This is a genomic window from Actinacidiphila polyblastidii (assembly GCF_036353415.1).
GTDB lineage: Bacteria > Actinomycetota > Actinomycetes > Streptomycetales > Streptomycetaceae > Actinacidiphila > Actinacidiphila polyblastidii.
The window spans coordinates 58139-80833 of the sequence record NZ_JAZEWV010000017.1; the positions used below are offsets into that span (position 1 = coordinate 58139).

The 22695-nt window shown below is 72.8% G+C and carries 18 protein-coding genes; 12 read left to right on the forward strand and 6 right to left on the reverse strand.

Going from position 1 to position 22695, the window contains the following annotated elements; translation table 11 throughout:
- Positions 1-162: 162 nt before the first annotated feature.
- The 4 genes from leuA (at position 163) to V2S66_RS20715 (ending at position 4562) form a co-directional block, all read left to right on the forward strand.
- Positions 163-1929: a 2-isopropylmalate synthase gene (leuA, locus tag V2S66_RS20700; protein ID WP_330797386.1), complete on the forward strand. Its 1767-nt coding sequence runs from the start codon at positions 163-165 to the stop codon at positions 1927-1929.
- A gap of 202 nt (positions 1930-2131) precedes the next feature.
- Positions 2132-2839 (forward strand): TerB family tellurite resistance protein, encoded by a 708-nt coding sequence (locus tag V2S66_RS20705; protein WP_330797387.1) that lies wholly within the window; start codon positions 2132-2134, stop codon positions 2837-2839.
- 73 nt (positions 2840-2912) lie between these two features.
- Entirely contained in the window at positions 2913-3659 is a 747-nt protein-coding gene (gene recO / locus V2S66_RS20710; RefSeq protein ID WP_330797388.1) for a DNA repair protein RecO, read from the forward strand.
- Positions 3660-3734: 75 nt separating this feature from the next.
- Complete coding sequence (locus V2S66_RS20715) at positions 3735-4562, forward strand: isoprenyl transferase (protein ID WP_330797389.1); 828 nt, start codon at positions 3735-3737, stop codon at positions 4560-4562.
- Here V2S66_RS20715 and V2S66_RS20720 read toward each other — a convergent pair.
- Positions 4559-4990, reverse strand: a complete 432-nt coding sequence (locus tag V2S66_RS20720; RefSeq protein WP_330797390.1) for a Fur family transcriptional regulator — start codon at positions 4988-4990, stop codon at positions 4559-4561. The genes V2S66_RS20715 and V2S66_RS20720 overlap by 4 nt on opposite strands.
- Positions 4991-5215: 225 nt before the next feature.
- On the opposite strand from V2S66_RS20720, the gene V2S66_RS20725 reads away from it, so the two are divergent.
- The gene (locus tag V2S66_RS20725) at positions 5216-6598 is read left to right on the forward strand and encodes a glycine--tRNA ligase (RefSeq protein ID WP_330797391.1); all 1383 of its coding nucleotides are present in this window, start codon (positions 5216-5218) and stop codon (positions 6596-6598) included.
- A gap of 60 nt (positions 6599-6658) precedes the next feature.
- Here V2S66_RS20725 and V2S66_RS20730 read toward each other — a convergent pair whose 3' ends face one another.
- Complete coding sequence (locus tag V2S66_RS20730; RefSeq protein ID WP_330797392.1) at positions 6659-7471, reverse strand: SAM-dependent methyltransferase; 813 nt, start codon at positions 7469-7471, stop codon at positions 6659-6661.
- 372 nt (positions 7472-7843) lie between these two features.
- Here V2S66_RS20730 and V2S66_RS20735 point away from each other — a divergent pair, with 372 nt between their 5' ends.
- On the forward strand, positions 7844-9103 hold the full coding sequence (locus V2S66_RS20735; protein ID WP_330797393.1) for a PP2C family protein-serine/threonine phosphatase: 1260 nt from the start codon (positions 7844-7846) through the stop codon (positions 9101-9103).
- Between the two features lie 34 nt (positions 9104-9137).
- Here V2S66_RS20735 and V2S66_RS20740 read toward each other — a convergent pair whose 3' ends face one another.
- On the reverse strand, positions 9138-10082 hold the full coding sequence (locus tag V2S66_RS20740; protein WP_330797394.1) for a helix-turn-helix transcriptional regulator: 945 nt from the start codon (positions 10080-10082) through the stop codon (positions 9138-9140).
- A gap of 155 nt (positions 10083-10237) precedes the next feature.
- Between V2S66_RS20740 and V2S66_RS20745 the strand changes: the two genes are divergently transcribed.
- Together V2S66_RS20745 and V2S66_RS20750 are read left to right on the forward strand one after the other, a co-directional pair.
- On the forward strand, positions 10238-11698 hold the full coding sequence (locus V2S66_RS20745) for an MFS transporter (protein ID WP_413966443.1): 1461 nt from the start codon (positions 10238-10240) through the stop codon (positions 11696-11698).
- Positions 11699-11860: 162 nt separating this feature from the next.
- Positions 11861-12430 carry a hypothetical protein gene (locus V2S66_RS20750; RefSeq protein ID WP_330797395.1) on the forward strand — a complete coding sequence of 190 codons (570 nt, stop codon included), beginning with the start codon at positions 11861-11863 and terminating at the stop codon, positions 12428-12430.
- Here V2S66_RS20750 and V2S66_RS20755 read toward each other — a convergent pair.
- The gene (locus V2S66_RS20755) at positions 12404-12880 is read right to left on the reverse strand and encodes a MarR family winged helix-turn-helix transcriptional regulator (RefSeq protein WP_330797396.1); all 477 of its coding nucleotides are present in this window, start codon (positions 12878-12880) and stop codon (positions 12404-12406) included. The genes V2S66_RS20750 and V2S66_RS20755 overlap by 27 nt on opposite strands.
- Positions 12877-14298, reverse strand: coding sequence for an MFS transporter (locus tag V2S66_RS20760; protein WP_330797397.1), 1422 nt, complete (start codon positions 14296-14298; stop codon positions 12877-12879). Before V2S66_RS20760 ends, V2S66_RS20755 begins: the two co-directional genes overlap by 4 nt.
- Before the next feature lie 92 nt (positions 14299-14390).
- Between V2S66_RS20760 and dusB the strand changes: the two genes are divergently transcribed.
- Together dusB and ppdK are read left to right on the forward strand one after the other, a co-directional pair.
- A complete protein-coding gene (gene dusB / locus V2S66_RS20765) occupies positions 14391-15563 on the forward strand; it encodes a tRNA dihydrouridine synthase DusB (protein ID WP_330797398.1) in 1173 nt (390 codons plus the stop codon).
- Between the two features lie 401 nt (positions 15564-15964).
- Positions 15965-18769: a pyruvate, phosphate dikinase gene (ppdK, locus tag V2S66_RS20770; protein WP_330797399.1), complete on the forward strand. Its 2805-nt coding sequence runs from the start codon at positions 15965-15967 to the stop codon at positions 18767-18769.
- 140 nt (positions 18770-18909) lie between these two features.
- Here the strand turns inward: ppdK and V2S66_RS20775 are convergent, their stop codons facing one another.
- Positions 18910-19737, reverse strand: a complete 828-nt coding sequence (locus tag V2S66_RS20775) for a class I SAM-dependent methyltransferase (RefSeq protein ID WP_330797400.1) — start codon at positions 19735-19737, stop codon at positions 18910-18912.
- Between the two features lie 181 nt (positions 19738-19918).
- Between V2S66_RS20775 and V2S66_RS20780 the strand changes: the two genes are divergently transcribed.
- Positions 19919-20977 carry a LacI family DNA-binding transcriptional regulator gene (locus V2S66_RS20780; RefSeq protein WP_330797401.1) on the forward strand — a complete coding sequence of 353 codons (1059 nt, stop codon included), beginning with the start codon at positions 19919-19921 and terminating at the stop codon, positions 20975-20977.
- Positions 20978-21220: 243 nt separating this feature from the next.
- Positions 21221-22663, forward strand: coding sequence for an endo-1,4-beta-xylanase (locus V2S66_RS20785; protein WP_330797445.1), 1443 nt, complete (start codon positions 21221-21223; stop codon positions 22661-22663).
- Positions 22664-22695 lie beyond the last annotated feature (32 nt).

Here is a 22695-nt window from a genome sequence, read left to right on the forward strand (position 1 = left end):
CGACGGGAACGGCTATGGTCGTCCCCATCATGCGTTTCGGGCTGCTTCTCCTTAGCTGCCGCGGCGAGGGCCTGTAGTCGTAGGCCGACCCCCTCCCCGCGGAGTTTCGGCGTTTCCAGCCGTCGGCCGTCCCGAGCGGACCCCCGAGGAGCACCAGCCCCCATGAGCACCAGCCAGAACCGTGTCGGCCGCGCCACGCCCATCACCGCCGCGACCGTCACCCAGCGTCCCACCGCGATGCCGATCCACAAGTACGGCCGCTACGAGCAGGTGGACCTGCCCGACCGCACCTGGCCCGAGGCGCGCATCAGCAAGGCCCCCCGCTGGCTGTCCACCGACCTGCGCGACGGCAACCAGGCGCTGATCGACCCCATGTCGCCGGCCCGCAAGCGCGAGATGTTCGACCTGCTGGTGCGGATGGGCTACAAGGAGATCGAGATCGGCTTCCCGGCCTCCGGCCAGACCGACTTCGACTTCGTGCGCTCCGTCATCGAGCAGGACGCGATCCCCGAGGACGTGACGATCTCCGTCCTGACGCAGGCCCGCGAGGAGCTGATCGAGCGGACCGTGGAGTCGCTGCGCGGTGCGCGGCGCGCCACCGTCCACCTGTACAACGCGACCGCGCCGGTCTTCCGCCGGGTGGTCTTCCGCGGCAGCCGCGACCAGGTCAAGGCGATCGCGGTCGACGGCACCCGGCTGGTCATGGAGTACGCGGACAAGCTGCTGGGCGACGACACCGTCTTCGGCTACCAGTACAGCCCGGAGATCTTCACCGACACCGAGCTGGACTTCGCGCTGGAGGTCTGCGAGGGCGTGATGGACGTCTGGCAGCCCGAGGAGGGCCGCGAGATCATCCTCAACCTGCCCGCCACCGTGGAGCGCTCCACCCCCTCCACGCACGCCGACCGGTTCGAGTGGATGTCCCGGAACCTGTCGCGGCGCGAGCACGTGTGCCTGTCCGTGCACCCGCACAACGACCGCGGCACCGCGGTCGCCGCCGCCGAGCTGGCCCTGATGGCCGGCGCCGACCGCGTCGAGGGCTGCCTGTTCGGCCAGGGCGAGCGCACCGGCAACGTCGACCTGGTCACGCTGGGCATGAACCTGTTCTCGCAGGGCGTCGACCCGCAGATCGACTTCAGCCAGATCGACGAGATCCGCCGCACCGCCGAGTACTGCAACCAGATGGAGGTCCACCCGCGCCACCCCTACGCGGGCGACCTGGTCTACACGTCCTTCTCCGGCTCCCACCAGGACGCCATCAAGAAGGGCTTCGAGGCGATGGAGGCCACCGCGGCCGCGCAGGGCGGCACGGTCGACGACATCGAGTGGGCGGTGCCCTACCTGCCGATCGACCCCAAGGACGTGGGCCGCTCCTACGAGGCCGTGATCCGGGTCAACTCGCAGTCCGGCAAGGGCGGCGTCGCCTACGTGCTGAAGAACGGCCACAAGCTGGACCTGCCGCGCCGGATGCAGATCGAGTTCTCCAGGATCATCCAGTCCAAGACCGACACCGAGGGCGGCGAGGTCACCCCCGCGCAGATCTGGTCGGCCTTCCAGGACGAGTACCTGCCGACCACCGACAACCCGTGGGGCCGGATCGCGCTGCGCTCCGCCTCCTCCTCGACTTCCTCCGACGGCACCGACGCGCTGACCGTCGAGGCCGTCGTGGACGGCGAGGAGACCACCCTGACCGGCACCGGCAACGGCCCGATCTCGGCCTTCTTCGACGCGCTGGCCTCGATCGGCATCGACGCCAGGCTGCTGGACTACTCCGAGCACACGCTGAGCGAGGGCGCCTCCGCGCGGGCCGCCTCGTACATCGAGTGCGCCATCGACGGCCGGGTGCTGTGGGGCATCGGCGTCGACCCGAACACCACCCGCGCCTCGCTGCAGGCGGTCGTCTCGGCCGTCAACCGCGCGGCCCGCTGACCCCTCCCGCACCCCGCGACAACCGGCCGGCGGCCCCGTGACGGGGCCGCCGGCCGAAATTTGCCCCCGTACGCGGTACTGACTGGGGCTCTCCGGTGTGGCTAACATCACGAGCAGTACGGCATCGTCGCCGAGCCGCCGCCTCCGGGCAGGCCCGGTACGGGCACGTACCGGGACGAAGACGGCCGGAGGGTGCAGCGTGATGAAGCTGGGGCTGTGTATCTGGGGTGTGCGCACCGCGTGGCACACCGAGGACGACGGTGAGTTCTTCTGCCCCGACTGCGGCGGTGACCGCGCCTACCACCGCAGAACGGGCACCCGCAGGCTGACCGTGCTCAACGTGCCGCTGCTCGCCCGCGGCCCGGCCGGCACCGTGGTGGAGTGCACCGCCTGCCACCGGCAGTACCCCTGCGAGGTGCTGCTGCGGCCCACCACCACCCGCTTCTCCGCGATGCTGCGCGACGCCGTGCACACCGTCGCGCTCGCGGTGCTCACCGCGGGCGGCTCGGCCGGGCGGCCCGCCCGTGAGGCCGCGGTCGGCGCGGTGCGCGCGGCCGGCTTCACCGACTGCACCGAGGACCAGCTGCTCGGGCTGCTCGCCGCGATCGTCGCCGACGAGGGCCGCTTCCGCCGCTCCGAGGAGCTCGGCCCCGACTCCTTCGCCGAGGCGGTGGACGGCTGCGGCAGCTGGCTCTCCATCGAGCTGCACGAGGCGCTGGAGCCGCTCGCCGACCACCTGCTGGTGCAGGGGCGCGAGCGGGTGCTGCTGGAGGGCGCCCACATCGCGCTGGCCGACGGGCCGTACCTGCCCGCCGAGCGCGAGGTGCTGGAGGCCGTCGGGCGCTGCCTGTCGCTGCACACCGACGACATCGAGCGGCTGCTGACCGCCGCGGCGGCCACCGCGTACTGAGCCGGGCCGGTCCGGTCCGGGCCGATCCCGGGAGACTGCCCATTCCGGCCGCGCGGTACGCGAGAATGGGCCCATGAGTCTGTTCCGCGACGACGGCATCGTGCTGCGCACCCAGAAGCTGGGTGAGGCGGACCGGATCATCACCCTGCTGACCCGGCGCAACGGCCGGGTGCGCGCGGTGGCCAGGGGGGTGCGCCGCACCAAGTCCAAGTTCGGCGCACGCTTCGAGCCGTTCAGCCATGTCGACGTGCAGTTCTTCGCCCGCGGCGGGGAGCTGATCGGCCGCGGCCTGCCGCTGTGCACCCAGGGCGAGACCATCGCCCCGTACGGCGGCGCCATCGTCACCGACTACGAGCGCTACACCGCGGGCACCGCGATGCTGGAGACCGCCGAGCGCTTCACCGACCACGAGGGCGAGCCGGCGGTCCAGCAGTACCTCCTGCTGGTCGGCGCGCTGCGCACGCTCGCCGCGGGCGAGCACCAGCCGCGGCTGGTGCTGGACGCCTTCCTGCTGCGCTCGCTGGCCGTCAACGGCTACGCGCCGAGCTTCGGCGACTGTGCGAAATGCGGCATGGCCGGTCCCAACCGGTTCTTTTCGGTCGGTGCGGGAGGAGTCGTCTGCGGCGACTGCCGGGTGCCGGGAAGCGTCGTACCCTCCAGGGAGTCACTGGAACTGCTCGGCGCGCTGCTGGGCGGCGACTGGCAGACCGCGGACGCCTGCGAGCCGCGGCACTGCCGGGAGGGCAGCGGCCTGGTCGCGGCCTACCTCCAGTGGCATCTGGAACGCGGACTGCGCAGCCTGCGTTTCGTCGACAAGTAGCAGGCGCGCAGGAGGCGTGCGCGCAGGCGGCGCACACGTGGCAAGACAAGCAGCCGGCGGAGGAGAAGCACCACCATGGCACGTCGCGGGATCCTGGCCCGTACCCGAAGCTCCTACCGGGCGCCCGACCCGCATCCCTCGGGTGCGCGGCCGCCGAAGATCCCCGGCGAGCTGGTGCCCAAGCACGTCGCCGTCGTGATGGACGGCAACGGCCGGTGGGCGACCGAGCGCGGGCTGCCGCGCACCGAGGGCCACAAGGTCGGCGAGGGCGTGGTCCTCGACGTGCTCAAGGGCTGCCTGGAGATCGGCGTCAAGAACCTGTCGCTCTACGCCTTCTCCACCGAGAACTGGAAGCGCTCGCCCGACGAGGTGCGCTTCCTGATGAACTTCAACCGGGACGTGATCCGCCGCCGCCGCGACGAGATGGACGAGCTGGGCATCAGGATCCGCTGGGTGGGGCGGATGCCGAAGATGTGGAAGTCGGTGGTCCAGGAGCTGCAGGTGGCCCAGGAGCAGACCGTCGGCAACGACGCCATGACGCTGTACTTCTGCGTGAACTACGGCGGCCGGGCGGAGATCGCCGACGCCGCGCAGGCGCTCGCCCGGGACGTCGCGTCCGGCCGGCTCGACCCGTCGAAGGTGAACGAGAAGACCTTCGCGAAGTACCTGTACTACCCGGACATGCCGGACGTGGACCTCTTCCTGCGGCCGAGCGGTGAGCAGCGCACCTCGAACTACCTGATCTGGCAGAGCAGCTACGCCGAGATGGTGTTCCAGGACGTGCTCTGGCCCGACTTCGACCGGCGCGACCTGTGGCGGGCCTGCCTGGAGTACGCGCAGCGCGACCGCCGCTTCGGCGGCGCGCTCGCCCACCAGGACGACTCCGACGAGGGCCTGTCCTAGGCGCTGCCGGCCCGGCCCGCCGCGGCCGCGCAGTCGGCGCAGGTGCCGAAGATCTCCAGGGTGTGCGAGACGTCCGCGAAGCCGTGCTCGGCGGCGACCGCGTCCGCCCAGCTCTCCACGGCCGGCCCCTCGACCTCGACGGCCTTGCCGCAGGCCCGGCAGACCAGGTGGTGGTGGTGGCCGCCGCCCGAGCAGCGGCGGTACACCGCCTCGCCCTCGCCGGTGCGCAGCACGTCGACCTCGCCGGCGTCGGCCAGCGACTGGAGGGTCCGGTAGACGGTGGTCAGCCCCACGGAGTCGCCGCGGTGCTTGAGGATGTCGTGCAGGTCCTGGGCGCTGCGGAACTCCTCGACCTCCGCGAGGGCGGCCGCGACGGCGGCGCGCTGCCGGGTCGAGCGGCCCTGCACGGGATGCTTGGCGGTGCTCACCGGGTTCCTCCTCGGTCGGGGTCGGTCGGCGGGTCGGACTGCCGCGCGGCCGTCATTGTGTCATATGGAAACGATTGTCAATAAAGACCCTACTGCTTTCCCGGCCCGCCCGGGGGCCCGGCGCCCCCCGGAATCCTTGCAGGCCGCGGAACGGATTTGATATGCGCCCCGCACCCGCCGGTAATCTGGGACAACTGACCGCTTCGTCGTACTGAAGAGAGCACCGTGGCCGCCGACAAGATCGACACCATCGTCAGCCTGAGCAAGCGCCGTGGCTTCGTATTCCCGAGCAGCGAGATCTACGGCGGCTCCAAGGCCGCCTGGGACTACGGACCGCTGGGCGTGGAGCTCAAGGAGAACATCAAGCGCCAGTGGTGGCGTGCGATGGTGACCTCCCGCGAGGACGTGGTGGGACTCGACTCGTCGGTGATCCTCGCCCCGGAGGTGTGGGTCGCCTCCGGTCACGTCGCGACCTTCTCCGACCCGCTGACCGAGTGCACCTCCTGCCACAAGCGCTTCCGCGCCGACCACCTGGAGGAGGCGTACGAGGCCAAGCACGGCAAGCTCCCGGCCAACGGCCTCGCCGACATCAACTGCCCGCACTGCGGCACCAAGGGCGCCTTCACCGAGCCCAAGCAGTTCTCCGGCATGCTCCAGACCCACCTCGGCCCGACCCAGGACGCCGGCTCCGCCGCCTACCTGCGGCCCGAGACCGCGCAGGGCATCTTCGTGAACTTCGGCCAGGTGCAGACCACCTCGCGCAAGAAGCCGCCGTTCGGCATCGCCCAGATGGGCAAGTCGTTCCGCAACGAGATCACGCCCGGCAACTTCATCTTCCGGACCCGCGAGTTCGAGCAGATGGAGATGGAGTTCTTCGTCAAGCCGGGCGAGGACGAGAAGTGGCACGAGTACTGGATGCAGGAGCGCTGGAACTGGTACACCGGCCTGGGCCTGCGCGAGGAGAACATCCGCTGGTTCGAGCACCCGGCGGAGAAGCGCAGCCACTACTCCAAGCGCACCGTGGACATCGAGTACCGCTTCAACTTCGGCGGCCAGGAGTTCAGCGAGCTGGAGGGCCTCGCCAACCGCACGGACTTCGACCTGTCCGCGCACTCCAAGGCGTCCGGCCAGGACCTGTCGTACTTCGACCAGGAGGCCGGCGAGCGCTGGTTCCCGTACGTGATCGAGCCGGCCGCGGGCGTCAACCGCGCCATGCTGGCGTTCATGCTCGACGCGTACAACGAGGACGAGGCGCCCAACGCCAAGGGCGTCATGGAGAAGCGCACGGTCATGCGGCTCGACCCGCGCCTCGCCCCGGTCAAGGTGGCCGTGCTGCCGCTGTCCCGCAACCCGGAGCTGTCCCCGAAGGCCAAGGGCCTGGCCACCGCGCTGCGGTCGCACTGGAACATCGAGTTCGACGACGCCGGCGCGATCGGCCGCCGCTACCGCCGCCAGGACGAGATCGGCACGCCGTTCTGCGTGACCGTCGACTTCGACACCCTCGAGGACAACGCGGTCACCGTCCGCGAGCGCGACACCATGAAGCAGGAGCGGGTCTCGCTCGACCAGGTCGAGGGCTACCTCGGCTCGCGGCTGCTGGGCTGCTGACCCCGGCCCCCGCACGATCGGCGGGTGCGGGCCCTGTTCCGGGGTCCGCACCCGCCGCGTTCAGCGCGCCTTGCGGCCCACGCCCGCGTACACCCAGAACTCCGAGGGCTTCGCGGGCAGCTCCTCGCCCGGGTCGGGGCGCCACAGCGGCACGTACACCAGGCCCGGGTCGGCCAGCTCGAAGCCGGTGAAGAACCCGGCGATCTCCTCGTGGGAGCGGGCGGTGACCGGGGAGGTCGCGCGGGACCGGTAGAGCTGCCCGACCGCGGCGGCGGTGTCCGGCCGGTCCTGGTCGGTCGCGTGGCTCATCGCCAGCCAGCTGCCGGTCGGCAGGCCGTCCCGGTAGGCCGCCACCAGCCCGGCCGGGTCCTCGTCGGGCGTGACGAAGTGCAGGATGGTGATCATCAGCACGCCGACCGGCCGGTCGAAGTCGATCAGCTTGCGCACCCGCGGCGATGACAGGACGTCGGCCGGCTTCCTGATGTCGGCGCTGACCACCGCCGCGTCCGGGTTCCCCTCCAGCAGCGCCGTGCTGTGCGCGACCGCCACCGGGTCGTTGTCCACGTAGACCACCCGCGAGCCGGGGGCGACGGCCTGCGCGACCTCGTGCACGTTCCCCTGGGTGGGGATGCCGGAGCCCAGGTCCAGGAACTGGCGGACCCCGGCGGCGGCCAGGAAGCGCACCGCCCGGCCCAGGAAGGCGCGGTTGGCGCGGGCGAGCGCGCGCACCTGCGGGTCGATCGCGGTGAAGGCCGCGAGGGCCTCCCGGTCGATGGCGTAGTTGTGCTCACCTCCCAGCATGGCGTCGTAGATGCGGGCCACGCTCGCCTTGTACGGGTCCACGCCGTCCGGGACGGCCTGGCGGTCTGCCACCTCAATCCCCTTCCCTTGAAGGCAACTTGAGGGATCATCATAGAATTCGGGAGTCCGGGCACGCGCGGGGGCGTCCGTGCCGGGCGCGGCGGCACCCGCTGCCCGCGCCGGCTCTCCTGAAAGGGCACGACCCTGCCGTACGAACCGCAGGCGCCCGAGGATGCGCACGCATCTCGGGAACCGCACCGACCCCACCCCTGGGAACTCCGTGAGCAGGCCGCGGCCCCGGTCCTGGCCCCAGCCCCGGTCCCGGTCCCAGCCCCGGCCCTGGCCCCGGCCCTGTCACCGGCACCGGCCGGGGACGGCCGCTCGGCGCGGCTGCCCGCCGCCTCGCCCGCGGCCGACGCCATCGGCTCGGCGCTCGACGTCCGGTTGACCGGCGACCACGTCGTCCAGGCGCTCGCGCCCGGCTTCTGCGACGCGGCCTCGGTGTACCTGGTGGAGCGCTGGCTGGTCGACGCGGGAGCGCACGGGCCGGCCGACCCGCCGCAGGTCGAGGCGCGCCGGCTGGCGCTGCGGCTGGGCGCGGAGGCGCCCGGCGCGGACGGCGCGCTGCCGGTCGGCGAGGTGCTGGTCTTCCCCCGGCACACCCCCTACGCGCGGGCGCTGGCCACCGGCCGCACCCAGCTGCTGGACGCCGTCGACCGCCACACCTCCGACCGGCTGGCCGCCTCCGCAGGCCCGGGGGACAGCCGGATACGCAGCCTCCTGCACACCGCGTCCTTCCTGGTCGTCCCGTTACGGCTGCAGGGCGTCGCGGTCGGCTTCGTCGCCTGCACCCGCGGCCCGCAACTGCCGCCCTTCACGCCGGCGGACACCGCGGCCGTCGAGTCGCTGGCGGCGCGCGCCGCGGTCGCCCTGGACAACGCCAGGCGCTACGAGTACGAGCGGCGCACCGCGCTGGCCATCCGCACCAGCCTGCTGCCGGCCACCGGCCGGACCCTCGACGGCTGCCGGGTCGCGCACGGCTACCGCCCGGCCGGCCGGCACGACGTGATCGGCGGCGACTGGTTCGACGTGCTGCCGCGGCCGGGCGGCCGGGTCGGCCTGATCGTCGGCGACGCGATGGGCCACGGCCCGGAGGCGGCGGTGGCGATGATCCAGCTGCGCACCGCGGCCCGCACCCTGGCCGGGCTCGACACCGAGCCCGCCGAGTTGCTGCGCCGGCTGGACGCGCTCGCCGAGGACACCCCCGGCGCCTCCTTCGCGACCTGCGTCTACGCCGAGTGGGACGCCGAGCGGCACACCTGCACGCTGGTCGCCGCCGGCCACCCGCCGCCGCTGGTCCGCGAGCCCGGCCGGGCGGCGCGGCCGGCGGCGGTCGCCGCGGGGCTGCCGCTGGGCCTGGGCGACTGGCACGCCGAGCCGACCGTGCTGCGGATCGAGCGGCCCACGCTGCTGCTGATGTACAGCGACGGCCTGGTGGAGTCCCGCGGCACCGACATCGACGTCGGGATCGCCCGCCTGGCCCTGGCGCTGGACGAGGGCGCCTCCGGCCTCGTCCCCGGCGCGGAGGACGACCAGCGGGAACTGGACGCGCTGTGCGGCCGGCTGCTGCCCGGCGCCGCGCCGGACGGCCCGGCGGACGACCGGACGCTGCTGCTGGCCGAGCTGATCCCGGCGAAGGGCTGAGCGGGCCGCGCCCCGCGCGGCGGCCTGGCGCCGCTCAGACCGCGACGGCGGCCCGGGGACGCGGAGCCGCGGACGCCTCGGCCTCGGCCTCGGCGAGGATCACCGCGTAGAGCCGGTCGAGGCGGTCCCGTGTCGCCGCGTCCGCCGGGGTGTACGTGGTGAACCGGGGGCCGGACTGCGGGCCGAGCCACAGATGGGTGAAGTCGAAGGCCAGCAGGCCGACCTCGCGGTTGAGGTAGCGCTTGACGTGGCTGTCCGGCTGGAGCACCTCGTGCCGGTCCCACGCCTCGCGGAACTCGGACGACTCCTGCCGCAGCCGCTTGAGCAGCTCCTTCCACGGCGGCTCCGCGAGGTGCTGCGCCATCGAGACGCGGAACTTCGCGGCCATCAGCCGCACGTTCTCGTCGCGGTCCAGCATCCGCTCGCGCCACTCGGGGTGGGTGAAGGCCAGCCACATCAGGTTGCGGTCGTCCAGCGGCATCGCGTCGAGGTCGGTGACCAGCCGCCCGTAGGTCCGGTTGTACGCGACGATGTCGTAGCGGCTGTTGATCACCGCGGCCGGCAGCGGTTCCAGCTGGTCCAGCATCGACTGGACCGCGGGGGACATCCCCGGGCAGTTCAGATGCGGGTGCGGGTCGGGGGTCCCGGCGAGGGTGAACAGGTGCCGCCGCTCGGTCGCGTCGAGCAGCAGCGCCCGCGCGATGGCGTCCGCGACCTGGCCGGACACCTGGATCTCGCGCGCCTGCTCCAGCCACGTGTACCAGGTCACACCGACCGCGGCGAGCTGCGCGACCTCCTCGCGGCGCAGCCCGGGAGTGCGCCGCCTGCGGCCCGGCGGCAGCCCGACCTGCTCGGGCGGGATCCGCTCGCGCCGGCTGCGCAGGAAGGACGCCAGCTCGCGGCGGCGGCTGGCGGCCGCGACGCCCGCGGCCACGGGGGACTCCTGCGGGTCGGCGGCCTGCTCGCTGGGGGCGCTCATTCTCCCAGGGTGCCCTATCGGCCAGCCGGTTGCCAGGTGGTCGGTATACCTGGATAAACGCTCTCTGGTACCCCCTTGAGAAGAGGTCCATCGTGGAGCGGGTGACCGACCCGACGCAACACATCCCGACATCCCGGGCCCAGGTGCTGCCCCGCGTGACCCGCATCGGCGCACCCACCCGGAACACTTCTACCGGCTCCGCGCGGCCCGCCTCACCGGCGGGCACCGGGACGGCGCCCGCGCTCAGCGCGCTCGGCCTGCTGACCGTGCTGCTCGGCGCGGCCCTGCCGATGGTCGACTTCTTCATCGTCAACGTCGCCCTGCCCACCATCGACCGCGACCTCCACGCCGGGCCCGCCGTGCTGGAGATGGTCGTGGCGGGCTACGGGGTCGCGTACGCGGTCCTGCTGGTGCTCGGCGGCCGCCTCGGTGACATGTTCGGCCGCCGCAACCTCTTCCTGACCGGCCTCGCCGCCTTCGCGGTGACCTCCCTGGCGTGCGGCCTCGCGCCCACCGCCTGGACCCTGGTGGCCGCCCGCGTGGCGCAGGGCGCGGCCTCCGCGCTGCTGCTCCCGCAGGTGCTGGCCACCATCCAGGCCGCGACCTCCGGCAGCAGCCGCGGCAAGGCGCTCAGTTACTACGGCGCGACCGCGGGCGTGGCCAGCGTGGTGGGGCAGGTGCTCGGCGGCGTCCTGGTCTCCGCGGACATCGCGGGCAGCGGCTGGCGGGCGATCTTCCTGGTCAACGTGCCGGTGGCGGCGGTCGCTCTCGGCCTGGCGCTGAAGTCGGTGCCGGAGACCCGCTCGCAGAACCCGGCCAGGATCGACCGCTCCGGCACCGTCCTGCTCGCCGTCACGCTGGTCGCGCTGCTGCTGCCGCTCACCGAGGGCCGGGCGGCGGGCTGGCCGCTGTGGTCGTGGGTGCTGCTGGCGCTGTCGCCGTTCGCCGCGGCCGCGTTCGTCGCCGTCGAGATGCGCGGCGAGCGGACCGGCGGCAGCCCGCTGCTGCCGCCGTCGCTGGTCCGGCTGCACAGCGTGCGCAGCGGACTGCTGCTGATCCTGCCGTTCTGCCTCGGCTTCGGCGGGTTCATGTTCGTGCTCGCGGTGGCCATGCAGGACGGCCTGCACTTCGGGGCGCTGGCCGCGGGTGCGGCGCTGGTCCCGCTGTGCGCGGCGTTCTTCGTCGCCTCGCTGCTCGGCCCGCGCACCGTCGCCCGCTTCGGCCGCTCGACGGTGACCGCGGGCTCCCTCGTCCAGGGCGCCGGCCTGCTGGTGCTGGCCGGCACGTTCTACTGGGGCTGGCCGCACCTGGGCGTGTGGGCGCTGGCGCCGGGCATGGCGGTGGCCGGCTTCGGGCAGGGCTTCGTGCTGCCGGTGGTGATCCGGATCGTGCTCAGCGAGGTGCCGCCCGCGCAGGCCGGGGTCGGCGGCGGCGCGATGGCCACCACCCAGCAGGCCAGCCTCGCGCTGGGCGTGGCCACCCTCGGCACCCTCTTCCTGACCCTGTCCGGCTCGGTGGGCGTGCGGGACGCGCTGGTCTGGGCGCTGCTGGCGCAGCTCGTCGCGGCCGCGGTCACCGCGGCGCTGAGCCTGCGTCTGCCGCGCGCGGTGCGGTAGCGGCGGGGGAGGCGCCGGCGGCGGCCGGAAGCGGCAGGCGGCGGGTTCGCGCCCCGCACCGGGCCGGCCGCCCGCGGCGTTGTGCGGGTCACAGCGGGCCCCCGGAAGAGTCCGGGGCCTGCCGGCGTTGTTCCCTGCGGCAGCAGCGGGAAGGAGACGGTCATGTCCGTGAGTGAACTGCCCCGCTCCGGCCCCGCCGGCGCGAGGCGGCCGGCCTCCTCCCGGCGTACCACCGCCGCCCGACGCCTGCCCGAGCAAGTCGGCCCCGCCGAGGTCATCGCCCTCCCGCTGCCCCGCCGCGCCCCGGTGGCCCCGACCCGGGCCCCGCGCCGCTGGCCCGCCTACGTCCTGCTGGGCGGCGGAGTCCTACTGCTGCCCTGGCTGGTGCTGCTCGCCCTGACGCTGTCCTCGCAGACGCTCGCCTGGGTCGGGCTGGACGCGATGGAGTCGGTCGGCCTGATCGCCACCGGCCTGCTGGTGCTGCGCCGCCACCCGCTGCGCACCGCGGCCGCGGCCATGACCGCCACCCTGCTGCTGGTCGACGCCTGGTTCGACACCACCACCTCCACCGGCTCCGACCTCGCCTTCGCGGTCGTCCTCGCCGTCGTCGCCGAACTCCCCCTCGCGGCGCTGTGCGCCACCGTGGCCGTCCGCGCCGCCCGCACCCCCGCCCCGCCCTCCCCGCCCCCGACCTGCCCCACCGCCTCAGCCGCCGCCCGCCGCAAGCGCTGAGGTGATGCGGTCGAGGGCGGCGAGGTCGTCGGGGGTGAGGGTGCGCAGGGAGGGGGGCGGGGTGCCGAGGATGGCGTCGGCGCGGGCGGCGGTGGCCCGGCCCTCGGCGGTGGCCGTCACGATCTTGCAGCGGCGGTCGGCGGGGTGCTGGTGGCGTTCCACCAGGCCCCGCCGGGCGAGGTCGTCCACGATCAGCGTGAGGTAGGGGCGGTCGGTGCCGAGTTCGGTGGCCAGCTCGCTCATCCGGGAGGGCCGCGCCGCGATCCGGCGCAGCGCCTTGGCGCGGAAGAAGCTCATGCCGAGCGCCTCCGCGATGGCCTTGCGCCCCTCGTTCTGCTCCAGCACCAGGGCGCGCAGGTTGCGCCACACCCGCTCCGCGGCGGCCGCGGCCGCGGCCTCGCCCTGCGCCTCCGGCGCCGGACCGGCCGCCGCCTGCGTTCTCGTCGTCATGATGCGCTCACCGTCACCCGTACCCCGTCCGACTCCGGCGCCATCAGTTGGGACGCCGTGCGCTCCGCCGTGCCGCGCGCCCAGCGGCCGGTGGTCAGCACGCCGAGCACGAGCACGGCGACGCCGCATCCGGTAATGATCCACCACGCCCCGGCGTGCAGGCCCGCGGCCAGTGCGGCGCCGAGCACGGCGACGCCGAGGGACTGCCCGACCTGCCGGCTGGTGGAGGCCACCGCGGCGGCCACACCGGCCTGGGTGCGCGGCATGCCGGAGACCGCGGTGTTCGTGATCGGCGCGTTGACGAGGCCGAAGCCGATGCCGAACAGCACGTAGGAGGTGAAGAGCAGCGTGTTCGAGGACTGCGCGTCCAGCGCGGCCAGCAGCACGCCGCTCGCGGTCATCGTCACGCCGGCCAGCACCAGCGACAGGCGCGGCCCGCGGGTGCCGACGAGCCGGCCCGACAGCGGCGCGAAGACCAGGCACATCAGCGCCATCGGCACCATGTACAGGCCGGCGTCCAGCGCCGAGAGCCCGCGGTCGTTCTGCAGGTAGAGGGTGTTGAGGAAGAGGAAGCCGCCGAGCGCGGCGAAGGCGCACACCGCGATGACGGTCGCGCCCGCGAAGGGGACGCTGCGGAAGAACCGGATGTCGATCAGCGGATCGACGCGGCGCCTCTCGTAGCCGGCGAGCCCGGCGACGGCCAGCACGGCGAGCACGAAGCAGCCGACGATCAGCGGCGACGTCCAGCCGGCCTCGGAGCCCTGGATGATGCCGTACGTCAGCGTGCCCAGCAGCACGATCACCAGCAGCTGCCCGACCGGGTCCACCCGGCGGGCCCGCGGGGCGCGCGACTCGGGGACGAAGCGGGCGGTCAGCACGAGCGCGGCCAGGCCCACCGGCAGGTTGATCCAGAAGATGGAGCGCCAGCCGACGGACTCGACCAGCGCGCCGCCGACGATCGGCCCGGCCGCCATGCTGATCCCGACCACGCCGCCCCACACGCCGATCGCGCGGGCCCGCTCGCGGGCGTCGGAGAAGGTGTTGGTGATGATCGACATCGCCACCGGGTTGAGCATCGAGCCGCCGACCGCCTGCACCATCCGGAACACGATCAGCCAGCCGAGGCCGGGCGCCAGGCTGCACAGCAGCGAGCCGACGGTGAAGAGCACCAGCCCGGCCTGGAAGATCCGCTTGCGCCCGACCCGGTCGGCGGTGGACCCGGAGAGCAGCAGCAGCGACGCGATCACCAGCAGGTACGCGTCGATGGTCCACTGCAGCCCGGAGACGCTGGTGTGGAAGTCGCGCTGCATCGAGGGCAGGGCCACGTTGAGGATCGTGTTGTCGAGGCTGACGATCAGCAGGCTCATACAGCAGATCGCCAGGACGAGCATGCGCCGCCGATACGACAGCTCCGACATGAGTGGTGGCTCCAATGATTGTACGAGTGGAATCATTGCTATCGTACAAGTAATACGCACGGAGTCCGACCGGGTACGGGACAATGGTCCGCATGACCGCTGAAGCCACCCTGGACCGCCCGCTCACGGGCACCCTCCGGATCGGCCCGCACACCGTGCAGCCGCCGGTGGTGCTCGCCCCGATGGCGGGGATCACCAACGCCCCCTTCCGCACGCTGTGCCGGGAGTTCTCTGGCGGCAAGGGCCTGTTCGTCAGCGAGATGATCACCACCCGCGCGCTGGTCGAACGCAACGAGAAGACCATGCAGCTGATCCACTTCGACGCGACTGAGACGCCGCGCTCGATCCAGCTGTACGGGGTGGACCCGGCGACCGTCGGCAGGGCGGTGCGGATGATCGTCGACGAGGACCTCGCCGACCACATCGACCTCAATTTCGGCTGCCCGGTGCCCAAGGTCACCCGCAAGGGCGGCGGCAGCGCGCTGCCGTACAAGCGGAACCTGCTGCGCGAGATCCTCCGCGAGGCGGTCGGCAACGCCGGCCCCCTGCCGGTCACCATCAAGATGCGCAAGGGCATCGACGACGACCACCTGACGTACCTCGACGCGGGACGGATCGCCGTCGACGAGGGCGTCACCGCCGTCGCGCTGCACGGCCGCACCGCCGCCCAGCACTACGGCGGCACCGCCGACTGGGACGCCATCGCCCGGCTGAAGGAGCACGTGCCGGAGATCCCGGTGCTCGGCAACGGCGACATCTGGTGCGCCGAGGACGCGATGCGGATGATGCGCGAGACCGGGTGCGACGGCGTGGTCGTCGGCCGCGGGTGCCTCGGCCGGCCGTGGCTCTTCGGCGACCTCGTCGCCGCCTTCGAGGGCGGCGGTCCTTCCGAGGCGAGTCCCGCCCGGCCGCACTTCGGGCAGGTCGCCGTCGTCATGCGGCGGCACGCCGAACTGCTCGGGCAGTGGCTCGGCGACGAGACCCGCGGCGTGGTCGACTTCCGCAAGCACGTGCCCTGGTACACCAAGGGCTTCGCGGTCGGCTCCGACCTGCGCCGCGCGCTGGCCACCGCGTCCTCGCTGGCCGAGCTGGACGAGCACCTCGGCGCGCTGGACGCCGACCAGCCCTGGCCCGCGCACGCCGACGGCCCGCGCGGGCGCACCGCCCCCGGCAAGCGCGTGGTGCTTCCGGACGGCTGGCTCGACGACCCGTACGCCTGCGCGGCGCTGACGGAGGACGCGGAGTCCGACACCTCCGGCGGCTGACGGTCCCGTCAGCATCCGCCCGGTGGCCGCCCGGCGGCGGTCCGGCGGCGGTCCGGCGTCCGGGCGGCGTCCGAGCGGTGAGACCAGGTGTCCACGGTCGCGCTGGACGGGGCGTGATTCACGCCACGCTTGATAGGGGTTGCACTCAGATGAGCGCACAGAAGAGCGTCGCACCTCTCGAATGCACGGCACGCAGTGCCACCTGCTTGCGTCCACCCGACGACCCCCACCGTCACGCAGCGTGGCGGAATGGGCCGGACGCCTTCGCTCTGCGCCGTCTTCCGTTCGACTCGTGAACCCACTCCCGCACCGGCCTGTCCGGCCTCCGACTTTCGATCTGTCGGCAGACGGGCGGTTGCGACCGTGTGTCGTGGTGGCGGACGTACTGGCGGGCCTTCGAGATGGGTACGCTCCCCGCCGTCAGGGCATCGCAGTACGCGAGGACGGCGAGGGAGTCGAAGACCGTGTCGGGACGTCAGAAGAAACAGAAGTTCGTCTACGACTTCACTGAGGGCAACAAGGACCTCAAGGACCTGCTCGGCGGGAAGGGTGCGAACCTCGCCGAGATGACCAACCTCGGGCTGCCGGTACCCCCCGGCTTCACCATCACCACCGAGGCGTGCAAGGTCTACCTGGAGTCGGGCAAGGAGCCGTCCGCGCTGGGCGACGAGGTGGGTGCGCACCTCGACGCGCTGGAGCAGAAGATGGGCAAGAAGCTCGGCCAGCCCGACAACCCCCTTCTGGTGTCGGTGCGTTCGGGCGCGAAGTTCTCCATGCCCGGCATGATGGACACGGTCCTGAACATCGGCCTGTCCGACGCCTCGGTGGCCGGCCTCGCCCAGCAGTCGGGGAACGAGCGGTTCGCCTGGGACTCCTACCGCCGGCTGATCCAGATGTTCGGCAAGACGGTCCTCGACGTGGACGGCGAGCTCTTCGAGGAGGCTCTGGAGAAGGCCAAGCGCGCGAAGGGCGCCGACAGCGACCTCGACCTGGACGCCGCCGACCTCCAGCAGCTCGTCGACGGCTTCAAGGCCATCGTCGCCGAGCAGGCCGGCCGCGAGTTCCCGCAGGAGCCGCGCGAGCAGATGGACCTCGCGGTGCGCGCGGTCTTCGACTCCTGGAACACCGAGCGCGCCAAGCTCTACCGCCGCCAGGAGCGCATCCCGCACGACCTCGGCACCGCCGTCACCGTCTGCTCGATGGTCTTCGGCAACCTCGGCCCCGACTCCGGCACCGGCGTCGCCTTCACCCGCGACCCCGCCTCCGGCCACCAGGGCGTCTACGGCGACTACCTGCAGAACGCGCAGGGCGAGGACGTGGTGGCCGGCATCCGCAACACCGTGCCGCTCGCCGACCTGGAGACCCTCGACAAGCCGTCGTACGACCGGCTGATGTCGATCATGGGGACGCTGGAGACGCACTACAAGGACCTGTGCGACATCGAGTTCACCATCGAGCGCGGGCAGCTGTGGATGCTGCAGACCCGGGTCGGCAAGCGGACCGCCGCGGCCGCCTTCCGGATCGCCACCCAGCTGGTCGACCAGGGGCTGATCGGCGAGGCGGAGGCGCTGCAGCGGGTCAGCGGGGCCCAGCTGGCCCAGCTGATGTTCCCGCGGTTCGACGACGGCGCCGCCGACGAGGCGGGCGCGCGCCGGATCGGCTGGGGCATCGCCGCCTCGCCCGGTGCGGCCGTCGGCAAGGCGGTCTTCGACTCGTACACCGCGGTCAAGTGGTCCCGGTCCGGCGAGAAGGTCATCCTGATCCGCCGCGAGACCAACCCCGACGACCTCAACGGCATGATCGCCGCTGAGGGCATCCTCACCTCGCGCGGCGGCAAGACCTCGCACGCGGCGGTGGTCGCCCGCGGCATGGGCAAGACCTGCGTGTGCGGCGCCGAGGAGCTGGAGGTCGACACCAAGCGGCGCCGGCTCACCGCGACCGCCCCCGACGGCAGGGGAACCGTGGTGATAGAGGAGGGCGACCTCGTCTCCATCGACGGCTCCACCGGCAAGGTGTACGTCGGCGAGGTCCCGGTGGTCCCCTCGCCGGTCGTCGAGTACTTCGAGGGCCGGATGCACGCCGGCGCGGAGGAGGCCGACGAGCTGGTCCAGGCCGTGCACCGGATCATGGCCTACGCGGACCGGGTGCGCAGGCTGCGGGTGCGGGCCAACGCCGACAACGCCGAAGACGCCCTGCGGGCACGGCGGTTCGGCGCGCAGGGTATCGGGCTGTGCCGCACCGAGCACATGTTCCTCGGCGAGCGGCGGGAGTTGGTGGAGCGGCTGATCCTCGCCGACACCGAGTCCGAGCGCGAGGAGGCGCTCGGGGCGCTTCTGCCGCTGCAGAAGGCCGACTTCATCGAGCTGTTCGAGGCGATGGACGGACTGCCGGTCACCGTACGGCTGCTGGACCCGCCGCTGCACGAGTTCCTGCCGGACATCACCGAGTTGTCGGTACGGGTGGCGCTCGCGGAGTCCCGCAAGGACCCCAACGAGAACGACCTGCGGCTGCTCCAGGCGGTCCACAAGCTGCACGAGCAGAACCCGATGCTGGGCCTGCGCGGGGTGCGCCTCGGGCTGGTCATCCCCGGCCTGTTCGCGATGCAGGTGCGGGCCATCGCCGAGGCCGCCGCGCAGCGGCTGGCGGCCAAGGGCGACCCGCGGCCGGAGATCATGATCCCGCTGGTCGGCACCGTGCAGGAGCTGGAGATCGTACGGGACGAGGCCGCCACGGTGGTCGCCGAGGTCGAGGCGGCCACCGGGACGCGGCTGAGGCTGGCCATCGGCACCATGATCGAGCTGCCCCGCGCCGCCCTGACGGCCGGTCAGATCGCCGAGGCCGCGGAGTTCTTCTCCTTCGGCACCAACGACCTGACCCAGACGGTGTGGGGCTTCTCCCGCGACGACGTGGAGGCGAGCTTCTTCACCGCCTACCTGGAGAAGGGGATCTTCGGGGTCTCGCCCTTCGAGACCATCGACAGGGACGGCGTGGGCTCCCTGGTCCGTTCTGCCGCCGCGGACGGCCGGGCGACCCGCCCCGACCTCAAGCTCGGCGTCTGCGGCGAGCACGGCGGTGACCCGGAGTCCGTCCACTTCTTCCACCAGGTCGGGCTGGACTACGTGTCCTGCTCGCCCTTCAGGATCCCGGTCGCCCGCCTGGAGGCCGGGCGCGCCGCGGCCGCTCCGGAGGGCGGCGACACCCGATGACCACCTAGACCGGGCCGGGCCCGGAACGCCGGCGGCGGCCCTTGCCCTGGGGCCCCAACCCTCACCGCCCGGCCTCCCGGGCCCGGCCCTCCCCCCGGGGGCGGCGCTTCGTGCGGAAGCGCCGCCCCCGGACCTTCGCCTCAGCCGGCGCGCTGTCCGGCTCGCAGGACGCTCAGGTAGCGGCGCGGCGCGCGGTCGTCCATGCGGGTGCGGACGCGCTCGGCGACGGCGTCGAGGAGGGGCTCGCGGACCTCGGGGGCGAGCCTGCGGTAGAGGGACGTCGAGCGCAGCAGGTCGGCGAAGCCGGTCCCGTCGAGCCACTGGACGCTCGGGTACCAGCGTGCGAGCGCCGGGCCGAACAGGCCGCCGGGGTCCTCGGCCTCGCCCCAGCCGCCGGCGCTGGCGCGCACCTCCTCCTCCAGCGGCGGATGGCCCCAGCCGGGGTTGCCGGGGCTGAACCGCTCGTGCAGGTCGGCGGTCTCGGCGTAGACCTCCGGCTCTCCGGGCCTGCGGACCACGACGTTGCCGAGCAGCGCCAGCCAGCCGCCGGGGCGGAGCACGGCGTGCGCACGGGGCCAGCCGGCCGACGGGTCGACCCAGTGCCACGACGACGCGGCCACCAGCGCGTCGAAGCGCCGGCCGCGGTCGTCCCACGTCTCGAACGCCGACGTCTCGACCTGCACGCGGCTGAACCCGGCGGTCCGCTCGCGGGCGAGCGCCGCCATCCCGGCGCCCGGCTCCACGGCGGTCACCGCGCATCCGAGCGCCGCCAGCGAGCGCGTCGCCTGGCCGGTGCCGCAGCCCACCTCCAGCACCGAGGAGCCTGCGTCGACGCCGGTGAGGGCGGACAGGTCGGTGAACAACGCGTCGGGGTACCCCGGCCGGACCAGGTCGTACAGCTCCGGTATCTCGTTGAACAGCCGGCCGAGCTTCTGCCGGTCCTGGAGTGTCTTCGGCTCGTCCGTCACGACCGCCCACGCTAGTGCTCCGACCGGAAGAGTTCACCGGTTCGCGACCGGCCTCCGCGGACCCGCTCCCGCGCCGATAATTTGCGTCACGCCGGTCGAAAGATTCGACGACGGGTGTCGCAGCCTATCCGCCGACCGCGGGATCCGGACGGAATCGCGCGGCACGACTACGATCGCTGCCATGAGTGCCAGCAGCGTTCAGCAGCCACGCGACGAGCAGCCGCGAAACCCCGCCGACGGGGCGGCGACGCTCGCCGAGATCGCCCGTGCGGCCGGCGTGTCGGCTCCGACTGTTTCGAAGGTCCTCAACGGGCGCGGCGACGTCGCGCCCGCCACCCGCAGCCGGGTCGAGGAGCTGCTGCGCCGGCACGGCTACCAGCGGCGCCGCGGCAGCGTGCAGCCGGCCCCGATGCTCGACCTGGTCTTCCACGAACTGGAGAGCTCCTGGGCGATGGAGGTCATCCGCGGCGTGGAGAACGTGGCGCGCAAGGAGGGCCTCAGCGTGGTGCTCTCCGAGTCGGCGGGCCGGCTGACCCCCGGGCAGACCTGGGTGGACGGCGTGCTGGCCCGCAGGCCCACCGGGGTGATCCTCGTGCTCTCCGGGCTCGACCCGGCGCAGCGCGCCCAACTCACCAGCCGCGACATCCCGTTCGTGGTCCTGGACCCGGCCGGCGACCCGGGCGAGGACGTGCCCGCGATCGGCGCGACCAACTGGCAGGGCGGCGTCGCGGCCACCCGGCACCTGCTGGAGCTGGGCCACCGCAGGATCGGCGTCATCGCCGGGCCGCCCGGCATCATGTGCAGCCGGGCGCGTATCGACGGCTACCGGGCCGCGCTGGAGACCGCGGGCGTCGCGTACGATCCGGCGCTGGTCAGGAACGGCACCTTCCACCACGAGGCGGGCTACACCGAGGGCCTCGCGCTGCTGCGGTCCGCCGACCGCCCCACCGCCGTCTTCACCGGCAACGACCTCCAGGCGCTCGGACTCTACGAGGCGGCGCGCGAGTCGGGCCTGCGCATCCCGCACGACCTGAGCGTGGTCGGCTTCGACGACCTGCCGCTGGCCCGCTGGATCAGCCCGCCGCTGACCACCGTGCGGCAGCCGCTGACCGAGATGGCCGAGGCCGCCGCCCGCCTGGTGCTCGACCTCGGCCGCGGCAACCAGCCCGGCACGCTCCGCGTCGACCTGGCGACCCGCCTGGTCGAGCGGGCCAGCAGCGCGCCGCCCGCGGGGGAGTAGCCGGTACGCAGACGGCCGGCCGGCACCGGGTACGCGCGGGCGCTCCGCGAGGCCCGTCGTCCCGTATATGGGAGCGCTCCCGCGCTGTGGCCTGCGAGAACTCCGCGAGGTGTTGACGGCCGAGTGGCCCGGTCGTAGGGTCTGCGCGCGAGTCGGAATCAGTGGCGAAATTTTCGCTCCCCCACGCCCCGATCCGTGCGCAACCGCCTTATCCAACCCCACTTGGAGAGAGGTCCCACCACGATGTTCTCGAAGCGCTCCACCAGATCCGCCGTCGGCGGTTCGGGCGTCGCCCTCCTGGCCGCCGCGGCCGCGCTCATCGCGGTCGCCATGCCCGCCGCGCACGCCGCGGGCACCCCGCTGCGCACCCTGGCCGAGGCCAAGGGCGTCTACATCGGCACCGCCCTGCAGGCCAACGAACTGTCCGGCACCTCGGGTTCGATCGCGGGCGCCCAGTTCGACTCCGTCACGCCCGGCAACGAGATGAAGTGGGCGTCGGTCGAGCCCACCCGCGGCACCTACAACTGGGGCCCGGCCGACCAGATCGTCAGCTTCGCGCAGCAGAACGACATGCGGGTGCGCGCCCACAACCTGGTCTGGCACAGCCAGCTCCCCAACTGGCTGACCTCCGGCAGCTTCACCAACACCCAGCTGCACGACCTCATGATCAAGCACGTCACCGACGAGGTCACCCACTTCAAGGGCAAGGTCGCGCACTGGGACGTGGTCAACGAGCCGTTCAACGAGGACGGCACCTACCGCGCGGACCTCTGGTACAACCAGCTCGGCGTCTCCTACATCGCCGACGCGTTCACCGCCGCGCACGCCGCGGACCCGAACGCCAAGCTGTACGTCAACGACTACAACGTCGAGGGCCAGAACGCGAAGAGCAACGGCCTGTACAACCTGGTGAAGTCGCTGAAGCAGCAGGGCGTGCCGATCGACGGCGTGGGCTTCCAGGCGCACTTCATCCTGGGACAGGTGCCGTCCGACTTCAAGGCGAACATGCAGCGCTTCGCCGACCTCGGCGTGGACGTGGCCGTCACCGAGCTGGACGTGCGGATGCAGACCCCGTCGGACGCCGGCAAGCTCCAGCAGCAGGCCAACGACTACACCGCGGTGGTCAACGACTGCCTGGGCGTGTCCCGTTGCGTCGGCGTCACCGTGTGGGGCTTCAACGACGCCACCTCGTGGGTGCCGAGCACCTTCCCGGGCCAGGGCGCGGCCACGCCGTACGACGAGAACCTCAACCCGAAGCCGGCGTACACCGCGATCCAGACCGCGCTGGGCGGTACGACCACCACGCCGCCGACCACGCCCCCGACGACCCCGCCCACCACGCCCCCGACCACGCCGCCCGGCGGCGGCGCCTGCGCGGTGACCTACGGCGTCAACCAGTGGAACACCGGCTTCACCGCCAACATCACGGTGAAGAACGGCGGTTCGTCCGCGATCAACGGCTGGACGCTGAAGTGGAGCCAGTCCGGCGGCACCCAGACCGTCACCCAGGCGTGGAGCGCCACGGTGACCAGGAGCGGCACCGGCTACACCGCCACGAACCTGTCCTACAACGCGTCGCTGCCCCCCGGCGGCACGACCAGCTTCGGCTTCAACGCCAACTGGTCGGGTTCCAACCCCGCGCCGACCGGCTTCACGCTCAACGGGGCCGCCTGCACGATCGGCTGACCTCCCCCCGGGCTGACCGCCGGCCCGCCGGA

Excerpts from the sequence above, each read along its gene's own strand:
- V2S66_RS20760 (WP_330797397.1), bottom strand. The coding sequence starts at position 14,298 with ATGTCGGAGCTGTCGTATCGGCGGCGCATGCTCGTCCTGGCGATCTGC.
- V2S66_RS20740 (WP_330797394.1), bottom strand. The coding sequence starts at position 10,082 with ATGAGCGCCCCCAGCGAGCAGGCCGCCGACCCGCAGGAGTCCCCCGTG.
- recO (WP_330797388.1), top strand. The coding sequence starts at position 2,913 with ATGAGTCTGTTCCGCGACGACGGCATCGTGCTGCGCACCCAGAAGCTG.
- V2S66_RS20715 (WP_330797389.1), top strand. The coding sequence starts at position 3,735 with ATGGCACGTCGCGGGATCCTGGCCCGTACCCGAAGCTCCTACCGGGCG.
- dusB (WP_330797398.1), top strand. The coding sequence starts at position 14,391 with ATGACCGCTGAAGCCACCCTGGACCGCCCGCTCACGGGCACCCTCCGG.
- V2S66_RS20705 (WP_330797387.1), top strand. The coding sequence starts at position 2,132 with ATGAAGCTGGGGCTGTGTATCTGGGGTGTGCGCACCGCGTGGCACACC.
- V2S66_RS20755 (WP_330797396.1), bottom strand. The coding sequence starts at position 12,880 with ATGACGACGAGAACGCAGGCGGCGGCCGGTCCGGCGCCGGAGGCGCAG.
- ppdK (WP_330797399.1), top strand. The coding sequence starts at position 15,965 with ATGGGTACGCTCCCCGCCGTCAGGGCATCGCAGTACGCGAGGACGGCG.
- V2S66_RS20750 (WP_330797395.1), top strand. The coding sequence starts at position 11,861 with ATGTCCGTGAGTGAACTGCCCCGCTCCGGCCCCGCCGGCGCGAGGCGG.
- V2S66_RS20785 (WP_330797445.1), top strand. The coding sequence starts at position 21,221 with ATGTTCTCGAAGCGCTCCACCAGATCCGCCGTCGGCGGTTCGGGCGTC.
- leuA (WP_330797386.1), top strand. The coding sequence starts at position 163 with ATGAGCACCAGCCAGAACCGTGTCGGCCGCGCCACGCCCATCACCGCC.
- V2S66_RS20780 (WP_330797401.1), top strand. The coding sequence starts at position 19,919 with ATGAGTGCCAGCAGCGTTCAGCAGCCACGCGACGAGCAGCCGCGAAAC.